Source organism: Pseudomonas sediminis (genome assembly GCF_002741105.1).
Classification (GTDB): domain Bacteria; phylum Pseudomonadota; class Gammaproteobacteria; order Pseudomonadales; family Pseudomonadaceae; genus Aquipseudomonas; species Aquipseudomonas sediminis.
The window spans coordinates 11,838-26,760 of record NZ_NIQU01000013.1 but is presented as its reverse complement, the minus strand read 5'-3'; the positions used below and the strand labels follow the sequence as shown (position 1 = coordinate 26,760).

Below are 14,923 nucleotides of genomic sequence, written 5' to 3'. Positions count from 1 at the left end.
GGTGTATCAGCCGTTGCGCTGATAGACGATCTTCTTGGTGCCGCCGTCGCAGCTGCCGACGACCATGCTCTGATCCTGAACTTCGGCGTTGGGCACGATTTCCAGGGTGTAGCTGGGCACGTTGTTGGCCTGAATCTTCACTTCGATTTCCTGCTTGAGTTCTTCGCAGGGCTTGGGCGCGGCCAGCGCACCGCCAGCAAGGAGCGTCAGGGCCAGGGCGGGAATCAGTCGTTGCATCGCTTGTACCTCCGGTGTTGGGCGAAAACCTGAGTAGGTTGGACTGGCAATGTGCCAATCAGTTCTAGTCGTCTTGCATCAGGCTTTCCAACGCGGCCCGACGATCTGCCTGCGGCAACCGACCGAGTGCTGCCACTGCGGCATAGAACGCGCGCCAGTCTCGTTCTTCCCGGGCGAACAGTGCGGCGAAAGCCGGCACCCATTGGTCATAGAGGCCAAAGGGCAGCAGCTTGGCGTTGTTCAACGAGCTTTCTATCCAGGTGTCATAGCGACCCTGGCCGCCCCATTCGCGCTGGCGCAAGGCGCGATAGTCGCGGCGCAGGCGCTCGAACTCGGCCTGTTTGGCGATGCGCATGGCTGACTCCGGCAGGTCGCTGGCGTAGAGCTGTTGCAGGCGCTCGCGGCTGGCCAGCACCAGCTCGATGAACTGCTGGCGTTGGCGATCATCGCTGGCCGGCGGTGTTTCATTGCGGGCCGAATGCCACTGACGCAGCCCCTCGCGCTCGACGAAGGTGGCGAAGGACTCGTTGAAGGCCGTATCGCCTGGCAGGTAGTACTGCTGGTGCGCCAACTCGTGGAATATCACCGCGATGAAGCGCTCGTCGCTCCAGCGCAGCATGGTGTTGAGCAGTGGGTCATCGAACCAGCCCAGGGTGGAGTAGGCCTCGACGCCGCCGATGTAGGTGTCCAGGCCCTCTTGGCGCAGTAGCGCGGCAGCACCGCGGGCTCGACCCTGCTGGTAGTAGCCGCGGTAGGCGACGCAACCGGCGATGGGGAAGCAATGTAGCTCGGGGTCGAGGGAGAACTCCGGCGTGGCGAAGACATTCCACACCACGAAGGGACGCTCCAGGTCGGCGTACAGGCGATAGCTGCGGTTCTCGGGCAGTTGCAGCTGCGCGCTGGCAAAGTCCCGCGCCTGCTGGCTCAGCGTCAGGCGCCTGGCCAGATCGGGGTCTGTGGCAGGGTTGCTTACCAGCCGTTCGACCGGCTGGCGCGCCTGCAGCAAGTGCCATTGGCCCTGGCCAAGATGGGTGTAGTAATCAAGGGTCGAGCAGCCGCCCAGCAGCAGGGCGAGCAAGGGAACCGCGTAGCGGCGCAGTAGGTCTTTAGGGAAGGCGTTGGGCATGTCGTCACGCTAGCTGATCGCAGGGGTTGTCTCCAGCCCCACCGGTTCGAATACGCCCGTTTCGCCTCGGTTTTGCCTGCCTCCCGATGTAGGCTGGTGCATGAACCCTACCGTGGAGGTCGCCATGCGCGCCCTGTTTCTCGCTCCCGCCCTGATGATGCTCGGGGCCTGTGCTTCTCCCCTGCCCAAGCCGGACCCGCAGCAGGCCTGGGTCGAACTGTATTCCAGCGCCGATACCTTGCTGATGGCCGATCGCCTGGACGGCAAGCGCTGGCCGGATGGCCGCTACTTCCAGCTGACGCCCGGCAAGCATGAGCTGGAAACGCGCTTTCAGTTCGAGGTGCGTAGCGGTGGCTCGATAGGTATGCAGAGCGAGCCATTGCGCATGACCTGCGAGATTCGCCTGCGTTACGACGACTTTGCGGCCGGCCAGCGCTACCGCGTCGAGGCACGCCAGCAGCTGATGAAGGCGCAGGCGTGGCTGTATGACGAGCAGCGCAATGTGCTGGCGCGGGGTGAGGTAATGCGTTGTGGGACAGCCATCTAGGCCGGGGCTGTTGCGCACGGCGCACCTCGCTGATCGTCGGGTGCGCCGCCGCTGCGAGGTCAGGCTTCGAGTATGCCTTCCAGGGTGATCGTGGCCTTCAGTACCTTGGAGACCGGGCAGCCAGTCTTGGCCGCTTCCACCGCTTTCTCGAAGGCAGCGCGATCTGCACCTGGAATTTTCGCGCGCAGCGTCAGGTGCACGGTACTGATTTCGAAGCCGCCTTCCACCTTCTCCAGGGTCACTTGCGCCTTGGTGTCGATGCTCTCGGCAGTCATGCCAGCGTCACCCAGCTCTTTGGACAGTGCCATGGAAAAACAGCCCGCATGAGCGGCGCCGATCAGCTCCTCAGGGTTGGTGCCGGGCTTGTCTTCGAAGCGGGTGTTGAAGCCATAAGGCGATTCCTTGAGGGCACCACTTTCAGTGGAGATGGTGCCTTTGCCGTCCTTGATACCACCTTGCCAGTGGGCTGAAGCTGTCTTCTTCATGTGCGTCTCCCATCGTATGAACGGGGCCACCGGTCTGGCGGCCTGTTCTGATTCAGAGGGCGGTAACGCACACAAAGTTCGCCTTCAACCGTTCTTCAGCTCGGCGAGGATATCGAAGGCGTGCAGGCGGTCGGCGAAGTCGTACATGTCGCAGGTGAAGATCAGCTCGTCCGCTTCGGTCTGCTCCAGCAATTGTTCCAGGCGCTGGCGCACGGTCTGCGGCCCACCGATGGTAGCCAGGCCGAAGAACTCGCCGACTGCCTGACGTTCGTGCGGCAGCCATAGGCCGTCCATGCTTGGCACCGGCTTGCGCTGCACCAGACTCTGGCCACGGATCAGCGCAAGGATGCGCTGGAACGCGGAGGTGGCCAGGTATTGCGCCTGCTCGTCGCTATCGGCTGCCAGCAACGGTACGCCGAGCATCACGTAGGGTTTGTCCAGCACTGCCGAGGGGCGGAAGTGGTTGCGGTAGGTGCGCACCGCCTCGTGCATGTAGCGTGGTGCGAAGTGCGAGGCGAAGGCATAGGGCAGGCCTTTCATTCCGGCCAGCTGAGCGCTGAACAGGCTGGAGCCGAGCAACCAGATCGGCACATTGGTCCCTGCGCCAGGCATGGCGATCACCCGCTGTCCTTCCTGGCGCGGGCCGAGGTAGGCCTGCAGTTCTTCGACGTCATTGGGGAAGTCGTCGGCGCTGCCATCACGGCTGCGGCGCAGGGCATGGGCGGTGTACTGATCGGCGCCGGGCGCGCGACCCAGACCCAGCTCGATTCGTCCGGGGTAGAGCGTGGCCAGGGTGCCGAACTGTTCGGCGATCACCAGCGGCGCATGGTTGGGCAGCATCACCCCGCCAGAACCAAGGCGGATCTTCGAGGTGCCGGCGGCCAGGTAGCCGAGCAGCACGGAGGTGGCGGAGCTGGCGATGCCGTCCATGTTGTGGTGCTCGGCCACCCAGAATCTTTCGAAGCCGAGGCTCTCGACGTGGCGAGCCAGCGCCAGCGAATTGTGCAGGGCTTGAGCGGCATCGCCATCGTCGCGAATCGGCGCCAGATCGAGGGTGGAGAGCTTGATGGAGGCCAGTCGGCTCATAGGGAGTCTCCTCGTTGCGTGGCCGGCTACTCTAACCTCTCGGGTTCAGGCTGGCACGCCAGGCGCAGGCATAGTCATCATCGACGCAGGTGATGCGCTGATACCGTGGCGACCGTTTACGGTCCGGGCTGCCTGGCCATGATGGGGCCACATGGCTCGCGCATAGCCGTGTTGGCGAACGAGCCTGCGACTCAGCCAGCGGCGTGCTGGGTGCGGTACTCGCCAGGCGTCAGGCCGGTCCATTGGCGGAAGGCACGGAAGAACACGCTGGGCTCGGAGTAACCCAGCAGCAGGGCGATTTCCGCCGCTGGCAGGCGGCCGTCGCGCAGGTGTTGTTCGGCCAGTTGGCGACGTGTGTCGGCCAGCAGTTGCTGGTAGCTGCAACCCTCTTCGGCCAACCTTCGCTGCAGGGTGCGTTCGCTCAGGTTCAGCGCACGGGCCAGTTCGGCGCGGTCGGGCTCGCCATGCGCCAGTTGTTCGCCGAGCTGGCCGATGACCCGCGCGCTCAGGCTGGCACTGGGCAGGCGGGCGAGCAGGGTCTCGGCATGTTGACGCAGCAGTTGCTGCAGCGGCAGGCTGGCCTGCATAAGGGGCCTCTGGCACAGCGCGCGGGGCAGGGCGATGGCGTAATCGCTGCTGGCGAACTGCAGGGGGCAGGCGAATACATCTTGATAGGGCCCGAGGTCGTCCGGTGCATCGTGACGAAATTGCGCGCCGAGCAAATGGAAGCCGTCGAGCAGCGGCGTGGTCATCTGCACCCAGCAGGCCAGCATCGCCAGTACACGGATGCGGGTCGCCGGATGCTGCGGATGCAGCGGGCGGTACAGCAGCAACAGGCTGTCGTCGCGCGTCTCGATATGCAGCTCGCCGCCCTCGCCACCGAGACGTTGATAGCGCAGTGCGGCGTTCAGCGCATCGCCCAGAGTGGCACTGCTCTGCAGCAGATAGCTGAGCACGCTGAAGGGGCCGGGAGTCAGGTTACGTCCCAGCAGCAGGCCGGGTTCTGGATGCGGCAGGTGTAAATCCAGCTCATGCCATAGCGTCTGCTGGACGCTGAACGGGATGCGTGCGTCGGGGTCGGCCAGGTGCTCGTCAGTCAGGCCACAGGCACTGAGCAGCGCCTGACGGTCGAGGCCGAGGCGGCTGGCTGCATGCAGTACGGCCTGGGTCAGGCTGGCGCTGACCGAGGCCTGCGCGGATTCGTGAAGGGCGTTGGGCATTGGCCGATTCTGCCCAATGCCGGGAATGGGCGATAGCCCGCGCCTCACATAAGCGGTTACGACCGATTGGCCAACAAGGCGTGCATATTCGTCCTGAGCGGTTAGACTTCCCTCCCGGACGTCGCTCACAAGGCACGCTCGCTCAAAACAACAGAAAAAAGGAGATTTCCCATGAAAGGCAAATCCTTGGCATGGGTCCTGTCCGCTGCACTCGCGGGCACTGCCCTGAGTGGTACGGCACAGGCTGAAGAAAAATTCGTCACCATCGGCACCGGCGGCCAGACAGGCGTCTATTACGTTGCCGGCCAGTCCATCTGCCGTTTCCTCAACCGTGGCTCGGCTGAGCACGGTATCAAGTGCAACGCGCCAGCCAGTGGCGGCGGCGTGGCCAACGTCAATGGCATTCGCAGCGGCGAATTCAACTTCGGCATCATGCAGTCCGACCACCAGTTCAAGGCCCTTAACGGCGCTGCGCCGTTCGAAGCCGAAGGTGCAATGAGCGACATCCGCGCGGTGTTCTCGCTGCAGAGCGAAGTGTTCACCGTCCTCGCCCGTCGTAGCGCCAACATCACCAGCTTCGACGACCTCAAGGGCAAGCGCGTCAACGTCGGCAACCCGGGTTCCGGCCAGCGTGACACTCTGGAAGAGATCATGGCCGTCAAAGGCTGGGATCGGTCCGCCTTTGCCCTGGCTGCCGAGCTGAAGCCGGCTGAACAGGCCAGTGCTCTGGGCGACAACAATATCGACGCCATGACCTACTTCGTCGGTCATCCCAACGGCGCGATCCAGGAAGCCACCACCACCACCGACGCCGTCCTGGTTCCGGTGACCGGCGCCGAGATCGACAAGCTGCTGGCCGAGAAGACCTACTACACCAAGGCCGACATCCCTGGCGGTCTGTACAAGGGCAACGATCAGCCGACTCCGTCCATCGGCGGCAAGGCCGTGCTGTCCACCAGCGCCAAGGCTGACCCGGAAGTGGTCTACCAACTGGTCAAGTCGGTATTCGACAACATCGATCGCTTCAAGCGTCTGCACCCGGCCTTCGCTGACCTGAAGGAAGAGGACATGATCAAGGTCGGTCTGACTGCCCCGCTGCACGAGGGCGCCGAGCGTTACTACAAGGAACGCGGCTGGCTGTAAGCCCTCTGGCTCTGCCGGTCGATCCGCCAGGGCCATTAGTGATGCGTCGCCAGGCGCATCACTCGATTCGCTTCTAGTGTTAAACAAACCCGCAGGCGCAGGCCCGCGGGTTTTGCCGTTCTCCGATTACTCGAATGCAGGTTCGCCCCATGCATGACAAGCAACTTTCCACCGAGGAACTGATCGCCCAGGATGTCGGCGCGCGTATGCCCGTCGGCCCGATGGCTCAGGTGATCACCGGCCTTGCCTTGCTCTGGTCGCTGTTCCAATTGTGGATCGCCTCACCACTGCCGTTCATCTTCGGCGTTGGTGTACTCAACGATACCCAGACCCGCGCCATTCACCTGGCGTTCGCCCTGCTGCTGGCCTTCCTCGCCTATCCGGCATTCAAGAGATCGCCACGTGATCGCGTACCGCTGCTGGATATCGCCCTAGGTCTGGTCGCTGCTGCCAGTGCCGCTTATCTGTTCATCTTCTACCAGCAGCTGGCCCTGCGCCCTGGCAGCCTGACCACGGGCGACCTGGTCGCCGCCTGCATCGGTATCCCGCTGCTGCTGGAAGCCACGCGCCGCGCGCTTGGCCCACCCCTGGCGATCATCGCCCTGGTGTTTCTCGTCTACAGCCTGGCCGGCCCCTACATGCCCGGCCTGCTGGCGCATCGCGGGGTCAGCTTCAACGCGCTGGCCAACCACCAGTGGATCACCACCGAGGGCGTGTTCGGTATCGCCCTGGGCGTATCCACCAGCTTCGTGTTCCTCTTCGTATTGTTCGGCGCGTTGCTCGAGCGCGCGGGTGCCGGGCATTACTTCATCCAGCTGGCATTCAGCATGCTCGGCCACTTTCGTGGTGGTCCCGCCAAGGCGGCGGTGCTGGCTTCCGGCCTGACCGGGATGATCTCCGGCTCGTCGATCGCCAACGTGGTGACCACCGGCACCTTCACCATTCCGATGATGAAGCGTACCGGCTTCTCCTCGGAGAAAGCCGGCGCGGTGGAAGTGGCCTCTTCGGTCAACGGCCAGATCATGCCGCCGGTGATGGGGGCTGCGGCCTTCCTGATGGTCGAATACATCGGCATGCCCTATGTCGAGATCATCAAGCATGCCTTCCTGCCTGCCGCGATTTCCTACATCGCGCTGCTCTACATCGTCCATCTCGAGGCGCTCAAGCTCGGCCTGCAGCCCATTGGCGGCCATCAGCCCAAGCCCTGGCTGCGTCGCCTGACCGGCTTCGCCTTCGGTGCAGCGCTGATCAGCGGTCTGTCGCTGGCGGTCTACTACGGCCTCGGCTGGCTCAAGCCGGCGCTCGGCGAATATGCCCTGCCGGTGATCGGCGCTCTGCTCGCGGTGGTCTACCTGGCGCTGCTGAAAGTCGCCGCCAGTGTGCCGGTACTGCCGCCGGAAGACCCCAATGCGCCGCTGGAAGAACTGCCGCAGACCCGCGCGGTGCTGCTCTCGGGCCTGCATTTCCTGCTGCCGGTAGTGGTGCTGGTCTGGTGCCTGATGATCGAGCGTCTGTCGCCCGGCCTGTCGGCCTTCTGGGGCAGCGTGATGCTGATCATCATCCTGCTCACCCAGCGCCCGTTGCTGAGCTGGATGCGCCGCGATGGCAGCCATGACCATGGCAGCTTCATCGATGGCGTGGTCGACCTGCGTGAAGGCCTGATAGCTGGCGCCCGCAACATGATCGGCATCGGTATCGCCACCGCGGCGGCCGGTGTCATCGTCGGTGCGGTTTCGCAGACGGGTGTTGGCCTGGTGCTGGCCGACCTGGTCGAGCTGCTGTCGATGGGCAACCTGCTGCTGATGCTGATGCTGGTGGCGGTGTTCAGCCTGATCCTCGGCATGGGCCTGCCGACCACTGCCAACTACATCGTGGTGTCCAGCCTGCTGGCGCCGGTGGTGGTGGCGCTGGGGCAGCAGAATGGCTTGATCGTGCCGCTGATCGCGGTGCACCTGTTCGTCTTCTACTTCGGCATCATGGCCGACGTGACCCCGCCGGTGGGACTGGCCTCGTTCGCCGCGGCCGCGGTGTCCAAGGGCGATCCGATCAAGACCGGTATCGTGGCGTTCTTCTACAGCCTGCGTACCGCAGCGCTGCCGTTCCTGTTCATCTTCAACACCGACCTGCTGCTGATCGACGTCGACTTCTGGCACGGCGTGATCATCTTCATCGTGGCGACCATCGCCATGCTGATATTCGCTGCTGGCACCCAGGGTTTCTTCTTGGTGCGCAGCCGCCTGTACGAGAGCGTGCTGCTGCTGTTGGTGGCGTTCACCCTGTTCCGTCCCGGCTTCTGGATGGACATGCTGCACGATCCTTATCAGGAAGTGCCGCCGGCCGAGCTGGCGCAAGCGCTCGATGGGGTAGAGGACGGCAGCTCGCTGCGCCTGCGTATTCTCGGCGAGAACGCCGTGGGCGACCCGCGTGAGTTCACCGTGCTGCTGCCGGTGCCGGATGGCGCTTCGGGCCAGGCGCGCCTGGAGAAGCTTGGCCTGAACCTCTATGAGGAAGGCGACAAGGTGCTGGTGGACAGCGTCACCTTCGGCAGCCTGGCCGCCGACGCTGGCCTGGAGTTCGATCAGCAGATCCTCAGCGTGCGGGCACCGACCGACCGCTGGATCAAGGAACTGATGTGGATTCCGGGCTTCCTGCTGTTCGGCCTGGTCGTGCTGCTGCAGCGCCGTCGTCTGGTCGCGCAGCGTACATAGCGCGCGTCTCGACCTCCAACAAGGCAGCTTCGGCTGCCTTGTTCGTTTATGCCCCGGCGACGGGTTGCTAGACTCGCCGACCTGACCATTCAGACAACAAGGACTCAGCCAGTCATGTCGACGCCACGCGTGCACTATCCCTGGTACAAGAAGGAAGACACCGACGCCTTTTTCGCCCTGTTTCAGAACAACATCGCCAACTTCGTGATCATCGCCATCAGCATGCTGGGCATGGGTTTTCCTGCCGAGATCGTGTTCGGTCAGGTGTTGCCAGGCGCGGCGGTGGCGGTGATGGCCGGCAACTTCTACTACGCCTTTAGTGCCGCGCGACTGGCGCGCAAGGAGAACCGTGCCGACGTGACGGCGCTGTCCTACGGCATCAGTACACCGGTGATGTTCGTCTTCCTGTTCGGCGTGCTGCTGCCGGCGAAGAATCTCACCGGCGATGCCGAACTTGCGTGGAAGGTGGCGGTGGCCGCGTGCTTCATCAGTGGTCTGATCGAGGCCGCCATCAGCCTGATCGGCAACTGGGTGCAGCGTCATCTGCCGCGTGCGGCCATGCTCGGTGCGGTGGCCGGGGTGGCACTGACCTTCATCGCTGGGGAAATGCTGTTCAAGACTCTGGAAATTCCGGTGATCGGCCTGCTGGTGCTGGCCATCACCATCGTCGGCCTGGTGGCGCGGGTGAGCATGCCATTCCGTCTGCCGGCCTCGCTGTTCGCCATCGTCGTCGGCACCGCGCTGGCCTACCTGATCGGCGCGGCTGACGGCGGCAAGTTCAGCGATGCCTTCACCCACCTGGGTTTCTACCCGCTGCTGCCCAACCTGGCCTGGTACGAAGGCCTGGGCCTGCTGTTCACCAGCCTGCTGGCGCTGATGACGGTGATCCTGCCGATCACCCTGTACAACGCCATCGAGACCATGAACAACGTCGAGGCCATGAGCGCCGCCGGTGACAGCTACAGCGTGCGCGAATGCCAGGCCGTGGATGGGCTCGGCACCTCGCTCGGTGCGCTGTTCGGCGGCGTGTTCCCGACCACCGTGTACATCGCCACCGTGGGCTCGAAGTGGATGGGTGCCGGGCGCGGTTACAGCCTGCTCAATGGCGCGGTGTACGGTCTGGCGACCATGTTCGGTCTGATCGCCTTCATCGCCGCATTGATCCCGGTATCGGTGGTGGCGCCGATCCTGGTGTTCGTCGGCATGTCGATGATCGCCACCGCGTTCAACAGCAACCACGCCCGTTACTACCCGGCGGTCGCCCTGGCAATGCTGCCTTACTTCGCCAACTACCTGGCGACGCGTTTCAACCGTGGTGCACCCGAAGTGGTCGAGGGTATTTCCAGCGCCATCGGCGCGCTAGGGCAGGGCGCCATGTTCAGCGCCATCCTGCTGGGCGCGATGTGCGTGGCGGTGATCGATCGCCAGTTCCGCCAGGCCACCACCTTCGCCCTGGTGGCGGCGGCCATGGCTTTCGTCGGCCTGATGCACGCGCCGAAGCTGGCGTGGTACGCGGCGCCAGACTTCGTTCACGGCTATCTGCTGATGGCGCTGTTCTTCGCTTGGTACGCCTGGCGCGGCGTCGAGCCGGCCGAGCCCGAGCGCGTGACCGGCGCCGACTGAGTCATTCGCCGCCTTCGAGCTTGAGGGCGCCGGTTTCGCCGCCCTCTAGCACCACGTAGGCGCTGGCGCAGAACAGCGAGTTGAGCCGCTTCATGTCGGCGATCAGCTCCAGGTGCAGGGAGCTGGTTTCGATGCTCTGCACCACTTGACGTTGCAGACGGCCGATATGGGCGTGGGCCAGGCGTCGCTCCTGTGCGCGGAAGCGGCGCTTCTCGCGCAGCAGCTGGCTGGCGCTGGCGTGGTCGGCGCTGAGGAACACGTTCAGGCCCAGGCGCAGGTTGGCCATCAGTTGTCCGTGCAGGCTGGTGAGCTCCTCCAGCCCCTTTTCGGAGAAGGCCCGGCGTTGCGCAGTCTTCTCGTTCTGGATCTTGCCGAGCATGCGCTCGATCAGATCGCCGGCCTGCTCGAGGTTGACCGCCAGTTCGAGAATCTCCGCCCAGCGCCGGCTGTCATGCTCGCTCAGCGCTTCTCGCGGGATCTGCGCGAGATAGAGTTTGACCGCGCGACAGAGACTGGCGACATCGTCATTGAGGCTGCGCAGCTCCTTGTTCAGTGCTGGCTGGTTCTGCTCCAGCACCGGTAGCAGACGGTTGAGCATGGCTTCGATCTTGTCGCCCACGCGCAGGGTTTCACGCACGGCGTTGGCCAGCGCCAGGCTCGGCGTGGCCAGTGCTGTCGGGTCGAGGTGGCGTGGTCGGGCGATGCCGCTATCGTCGGCTCGGTCCGGCAGCAGCCAGTTGCAGAAGCGCGCCATCAGCCCGACGCTGGGCAACATCAGTACCGCGCGCAGGCTGTTGTAGAGCAGGTGGAAAAAGATCACCAGCTCCGCCGGGCGCCAGTTCAGGCTGTCCAGCCAATCGGCCAGTGGTTGCAGTACGGGCAGTACCAGCAACAGCCCGATCAGCTTGTAGATCAGGCTGCCCAGTGCCACGCGGCGCCCGGCTGGGTTCTGCAGGCTGCTGGTAAGAAAGGCCAGCAGGCCGCTGCCGATATTGGCGCCAATCACCAGCCCGATGGCCACCGGCAGGCTGATCAGCCCGGCGCCAGCCAGGGTCGCGGTGAGCAGCACCGCTGCGAGGCTGGAATAGGTGAGCAGGGCAAACATCGCGCCGACCAGGGCATCGAGCAACAGATCGCCGGTCAACGATGCGAACAGCACGCGAATCCCACGTGCCTCGGTGATCGGCGTGGCGGCGGCAACGATCAACTCCAACGCCAGCAGCATCAGCCCGAGGCCTATGGCCACGCGGCCGAGTTGTCCTGCTCGGGTCTGCCGTCGCGAGAGGAAGAAGATCACCCCGAGGAAGATCAGCAGCGGGCTGAGCCAGCTCAGGTCGAGGGTCAGCACGCGTGCCATCAGCGCGGTGCCGACGTCGGCCCCGAGCATGATCGCCAGCCCCGGCGCCAGTGCCATCAGGCCCTGAGCGACGAAGGAGGTGACCAGCAGCGCGGTGGCGTTGCTGCTCTGCACCAGCGCCGTGACGCCGATGCCGGCGACGAACGCCAGCGGCCGACGACCGATGTTGTGACTGAGCACCTTGCGCAGTTGTGAACCAAACACGCGCAGGATGCCGGTACGTACGATGTGTGTGCCCCAGACCAACAGGGCAATGGCTGACAGCAAATGCAGCAGGGTCAGCATAAATCGGCCCCCTGAAAGACGGCCGATTAGAGGTTATGGTTTCGGCCTGTATAGATGAGCATCGGCCGAAATCATTCAGAAAGCCAGTCAACCGTCGCGCAGCACCTTGAGTTCGGCCTCGTCGGCGGAGAAGCCGCGCTCGAGTTTGAACTTGAGGCTGAGGTCGGTACGCGAGTCGGCGAACTTGAGCGCTTCGGCCAGGCTGATGCGTCCGGCCTCGAGCAGGGCGAACAGATGCTGGTCGAAGGTCTGCAAACCCTGCTCGGCGGCTCGTGCGATGGCCTCGCGCAGTTCATCCAGCTCGTCGCGCTGGACTAGATCGCGGATATAGGGCGTGCCCAGCAGCAGCTCAATCGCTGCGACGCGCTTCTGCTCGATGCCCGGCACCAGGCGTTGGCCGATCACCGCGAGCAGATTGTGCGCCACGTCGGCCAGTACCTGTTTGCGGGCGTCGTCGGGGAAGAAGCGGGCGATGCGTTCGATGGCGTGGCTGCTGCTGGTGGCATGCAGGGTGGCGACGCACAAATGGCCTGTTTCGGCGTAGTGCAGGGCGTGCTGCATGGTGGCGGCGTCGCGGATTTCGCCGAGCATGATCACGTCCGGTGCTTCACGCAGCACGTTGCGCAGGGCGTCATCGAAGCTGTGGGTATCGAGGCCGACCTCACGCTGGTCGATGATCGAGCGCTGATGGCTGTGGAGAAACTCGATGGGGTCTTCGATGCAGACGATATGCCCGCTCTTGTGGTGATTGCGAAAATCCAGCATCGCCGCCAGGGTGGTGGACTTGCCCGAGCCGGCTGCGCCGGTGACCAGGATCAGCCCGCGGTCCTGCATGGCCAGTTTCTCCAGCAGCTTGGGTAGACCGAGCGCCTCGAAACCAGGGATCTCGCTCTTGATCAGGCGCACCACCATGGCCACTTCGCCGCGTTGGTAATAGACGTTGACCCGATAGCGTCCGGCGCCCTGCAGGCTGACGGCCAGGTTCATCTCCAGGTCGCGTTCGAACTCGGCGATCTGCTTCTGCGTCATCAGTTGATAGGCCAGCTGCTGCACCTCACCGGCCTTCATGATGCGCTGGCCGACGGGCTGGCTATGCCCTTCGACCTTCATGTGCGGCGGCGCGCCGACGCTGAAGAACAGGTCCGAGCCGGCATGTTGATGCATCAGCTGCAGGTAGGGGAAAACGTCGGCTTGATCGGTGCTGCTGGTGTCGGTCATCGGCGTGTCGCTGTTAGCTGGTGATGCGGCAAGGATAGTCGTGGTCTTGCAATGCCTCTTGTTCCGTATCAAGAGAACGGGACGAATTGTCGCCCTATAGCCGGGTTGCACTGGACAGCCTGGCTCGCGAAAGCGAGAGTCAATGATCAGGGTTTGTAAGGCGCATGCACGCCTGTTATTGGAGATTGATGGTGGGATTCTGGGGGGCGGCTCTGCTGGGCCTGCTGTTGTGCGCATCGGTGCGAGCGGAGGTGTTGCACCTGGCTACCGGTGACGACTATGCACCATTCACCGGCAAGGCCCTGCCCGGCCAAGGCATGCTTACCCAGGTGGTGCGTGCGGCATTGGCCGAGCAGGGCACGGCGATCACGCTCGACTGGTTGCCCTGGAATCGCGGTTATCTGAAAGCCAAGCGCGGTGACTACGATGCCACCTTTCCCTACGTCCGCTCTGCCGAGCGCGAGGCGGAGTTTCTCTATTCGGCGCCCATTTATGTGGCCGAGCAGTACATCTTCAGCCGAGCCGGTGATCACATCGAGGTCGCTGATCTGTCCGCCATGACTGGTCGACAGGTCTGTTATCCGCTGGGCTGGCAACCGCCAGCGGCGATTCAGCAACTGCTCGATCAGGGCGTGTTGCGTCGGCATTCTCCGTTGGGGCTGCAGGAATGTGCGCGGTTGTTGTTGCTCAAGCGTGACGACCTGTTCATCGCCGACCGCCACCTGGGAGGTAGCGCCTTACGCGCTACCGGTGCCGATATGCAGCAGTTTCATCGCTCACGAGTGCCGTTTCAGAGCAGTACGCTGCACTTCATCGTTTCGCGACAGCATCCGCGCTCTGCCGAGTTGATCGAGCGGTTCAACCGCGGGCTCGAAACGCTCAAGGCACGCGGAGAATATCAGCGGCTGATCGAGAGTTATGCGCAGTAGCGGCTCACGCCAGCATCATCATGATCGCCACCAGACTACCCGCTGCCAGCAACGTCTGCAGGGTGATGATGCCGGCCATCAACTGGCTGTCGCCGCCGAGTTGGCGAGTCAGCACATAGGCCGTAGGGGCGGTGGGCAGAGCGAAGAACAGCACCAGCACTGCGCTCTCCATCGCCGGCAATGCCAGCGCCCAGGCCACGCCCCAGGCCAGCAGTGGCATGGCCAGCAGGCGTAGCGCGCTGTTCCAGGTCAGCGCCGGGATTTCTCCGCCCAGTTGCTCTGGCTTGAGTGCGGCACCCACACAGAGCAGGCCCAGCGGCAGGCTGGCAGCAGCCAGCAGGTTGAGCAGGCGGTCGCTGCCACCCGGCAGGCCGATACCCGTGAGGTTGAACAGCGCTCCGCCGACGCAGGCGAGGATCAGTGGGTTCTTGATGATCGGCAGCAGCAGGCTGCGTGCGCTGATGCCGCGTTCGGCCGTCAGCGACCAGACCGACAACACGTTCACCGTCGGTACCATCAAGGCCAGCATCAGCGCGGCGAGGGTCAGGCCTTCCTGGCCGAAAAGGCTGCCGACTGCGGCCAGGCCCAAATAGGTGTTGAACCGCAGGATGCCCTGAGTGAAGGCGCCAAAACGCCCAGCGGGCCAGCCGCGCAAGCGGCGCACCAGCAGCAGTGCCAGCCAGGCGATGCCCAGGCCGAGCAGCACCGCAAGCGCCAGGCGCGGCAAGGCGGGGTTGTTCAACGGCGCACGGGCCAGGCTAGAGAACAGCAGGGCAGGGAACAGGATGAAGTAATTGAGGCGCTCGGCGCCCGGCCAGAAGGCCTCGCTGGGGAACTCGCGCAGGCGCAGCCAGTAGCCGGCGACTATCATGGCGAACAGCGGCCACAGGGCCAGCAACAGGTCTATCACGGGAACCCCCGGTGGTGGTGAGCGCCTATCTTGGTCAGCGGCGCGGGGC

13 protein-coding genes are annotated in these 14,923 nt (G+C 64.1%); 5 read left to right on the top strand and 8 right to left on the bottom strand.

Annotation, left to right across the window (positions count from 1 at the left end; translation table 11 throughout):
- Positions 1-6 precede the first annotated feature (6 nt).
- Both CDO35_RS22415 and CDO35_RS22410 read right to left on the bottom strand, forming a co-directional pair.
- Positions 7-237, bottom strand: a complete 231-nt coding sequence (locus CDO35_RS22415) for a DUF1161 domain-containing protein (RefSeq protein WP_099526770.1) — start codon at positions 235-237, stop codon at positions 7-9.
- Positions 238-301: 64 nt separating this feature from the next.
- On the bottom strand, positions 302-1,363 hold the full coding sequence (locus tag CDO35_RS22410) for an aminopeptidase (protein WP_099526769.1): 1,062 nt from the start codon (positions 1,361-1,363) through the stop codon (positions 302-304).
- Positions 1,364-1,487: 124 nt separating this feature from the next.
- Between CDO35_RS22410 and CDO35_RS22405 the strand changes: the two genes are divergently transcribed.
- Entirely contained in the window at positions 1,488-1,910 is a 423-nt protein-coding gene (locus CDO35_RS22405; protein WP_099526768.1) for a PA0061/PA0062 family lipoprotein, read from the top strand.
- Between the two features lie 59 nt (positions 1,911-1,969).
- On the opposite strand, the gene CDO35_RS22400 is transcribed toward CDO35_RS22405, so the two are convergent.
- The 3 genes from CDO35_RS22400 to CDO35_RS22390 form a co-directional block, all read right to left on the bottom strand.
- Entirely contained in the window at positions 1,970-2,395 is a 426-nt protein-coding gene (locus CDO35_RS22400; protein ID WP_099526767.1) for an OsmC family protein, read from the bottom strand.
- 84 nt (positions 2,396-2,479) lie between these two features.
- The gene (locus tag CDO35_RS22395; RefSeq protein WP_099526766.1) at positions 2,480-3,481 is read right to left on the bottom strand and encodes an LLM class flavin-dependent oxidoreductase; all 1,002 of its coding nucleotides are present in this window, start codon (positions 3,479-3,481) and stop codon (positions 2,480-2,482) included.
- Positions 3,482-3,672: 191 nt separating this feature from the next.
- Entirely contained in the window at positions 3,673-4,701 is a 1,029-nt protein-coding gene (locus CDO35_RS22390; RefSeq protein ID WP_099526765.1) for an AraC family transcriptional regulator, read from the bottom strand.
- Positions 4,702-4,872: 171 nt separating this feature from the next.
- On the opposite strand from CDO35_RS22390, the gene CDO35_RS22385 reads away from it, so the two are divergent.
- The 3 genes from CDO35_RS22385 (at position 4,873) to CDO35_RS22375 (ending at position 10,175) form a co-directional block, all read left to right on the top strand.
- The gene (locus tag CDO35_RS22385; RefSeq protein WP_099526764.1) at positions 4,873-5,844 is read left to right on the top strand and encodes a TAXI family TRAP transporter solute-binding subunit; all 972 of its coding nucleotides are present in this window, start codon (positions 4,873-4,875) and stop codon (positions 5,842-5,844) included.
- Between the two features lie 149 nt (positions 5,845-5,993).
- Positions 5,994-8,552 carry a TRAP transporter permease gene (locus CDO35_RS22380; protein ID WP_099526763.1) on the top strand — a complete coding sequence of 853 codons (2,559 nt, stop codon included), beginning with the start codon at positions 5,994-5,996 and terminating at the stop codon, positions 8,550-8,552.
- Between the two features lie 114 nt (positions 8,553-8,666).
- Positions 8,667-10,175 (top strand): uracil permease, encoded by a 1,509-nt coding sequence (locus tag CDO35_RS22375; protein WP_041975370.1) that lies wholly within the window; start codon positions 8,667-8,669, stop codon positions 10,173-10,175.
- A gap of 1 nt (position 10,176) precedes the next feature.
- Here the strand turns inward: CDO35_RS22375 and CDO35_RS22370 are convergent, their stop codons facing one another.
- Positions 10,177-11,817, bottom strand: a complete 1,641-nt coding sequence (locus CDO35_RS22370) for a Na/Pi cotransporter family protein (RefSeq protein WP_099526762.1) — start codon at positions 11,815-11,817, stop codon at positions 10,177-10,179.
- Between the two features lie 87 nt (positions 11,818-11,904).
- Positions 11,905-13,035, bottom strand: a complete 1,131-nt coding sequence (locus tag CDO35_RS22365) for a PilT/PilU family type 4a pilus ATPase (RefSeq protein WP_099526761.1) — start codon at positions 13,033-13,035, stop codon at positions 11,905-11,907.
- 188 nt (positions 13,036-13,223) lie between these two features.
- Between CDO35_RS22365 and CDO35_RS22360 the strand changes: the two genes are divergently transcribed.
- Positions 13,224-13,964, top strand: coding sequence for a substrate-binding periplasmic protein (locus tag CDO35_RS22360; RefSeq protein WP_099526760.1), 741 nt, complete (start codon positions 13,224-13,226; stop codon positions 13,962-13,964).
- Positions 13,965-13,968: 4 nt separating this feature from the next.
- Here CDO35_RS22360 and CDO35_RS22355 read toward each other — a convergent pair whose 3' ends face one another.
- The gene (locus CDO35_RS22355) at positions 13,969-14,835 is read right to left on the bottom strand and encodes an AEC family transporter (RefSeq protein ID WP_243699129.1); all 867 of its coding nucleotides are present in this window, start codon (positions 14,833-14,835) and stop codon (positions 13,969-13,971) included.
- Positions 14,836-14,923: the final 88 nt, after the last annotated feature.

Bases quoted from the DNA above. Each gene is read 5' to 3' on its own strand.
- CDO35_RS22415 (WP_099526770.1), bottom strand. From the start codon at position 237: ATGCAACGACTGATTCCCGCCCTGGCCCTGACGCTCCTTGCTGGCGGT.
- CDO35_RS22410 (WP_099526769.1), bottom strand. From the start codon at position 1,363: ATGCCCAACGCCTTCCCTAAAGACCTACTGCGCCGCTACGCGGTTCCC.
- CDO35_RS22405 (WP_099526768.1), top strand. From the start codon at position 1,488: ATGCGCGCCCTGTTTCTCGCTCCCGCCCTGATGATGCTCGGGGCCTGT.
- CDO35_RS22400 (WP_099526767.1), bottom strand. From the start codon at position 2,395: ATGAAGAAGACAGCTTCAGCCCACTGGCAAGGTGGTATCAAGGACGGC.
- CDO35_RS22395 (WP_099526766.1), bottom strand. From the start codon at position 3,481: ATGAGCCGACTGGCCTCCATCAAGCTCTCCACCCTCGATCTGGCGCCG.
- CDO35_RS22390 (WP_099526765.1), bottom strand. From the start codon at position 4,701: ATGCCCAACGCCCTTCACGAATCCGCGCAGGCCTCGGTCAGCGCCAGC.
- CDO35_RS22385 (WP_099526764.1), top strand. From the start codon at position 4,873: ATGAAAGGCAAATCCTTGGCATGGGTCCTGTCCGCTGCACTCGCGGGC.
- CDO35_RS22380 (WP_099526763.1), top strand. From the start codon at position 5,994: ATGCATGACAAGCAACTTTCCACCGAGGAACTGATCGCCCAGGATGTC.
- CDO35_RS22375 (WP_041975370.1), top strand. From the start codon at position 8,667: ATGTCGACGCCACGCGTGCACTATCCCTGGTACAAGAAGGAAGACACC.
- CDO35_RS22370 (WP_099526762.1), bottom strand. From the start codon at position 11,817: ATGCTGACCCTGCTGCATTTGCTGTCAGCCATTGCCCTGTTGGTCTGG.
- CDO35_RS22365 (WP_099526761.1), bottom strand. From the start codon at position 13,035: ATGACCGACACCAGCAGCACCGATCAAGCCGACGTTTTCCCCTACCTG.
- CDO35_RS22360 (WP_099526760.1), top strand. From the start codon at position 13,224: ATGGTGGGATTCTGGGGGGCGGCTCTGCTGGGCCTGCTGTTGTGCGCA.
- CDO35_RS22355 (WP_243699129.1), bottom strand. From the start codon at position 14,835: ATGATAGTCGCCGGCTACTGGCTGCGCCTGCGCGAGTTCCCCAGCGAG.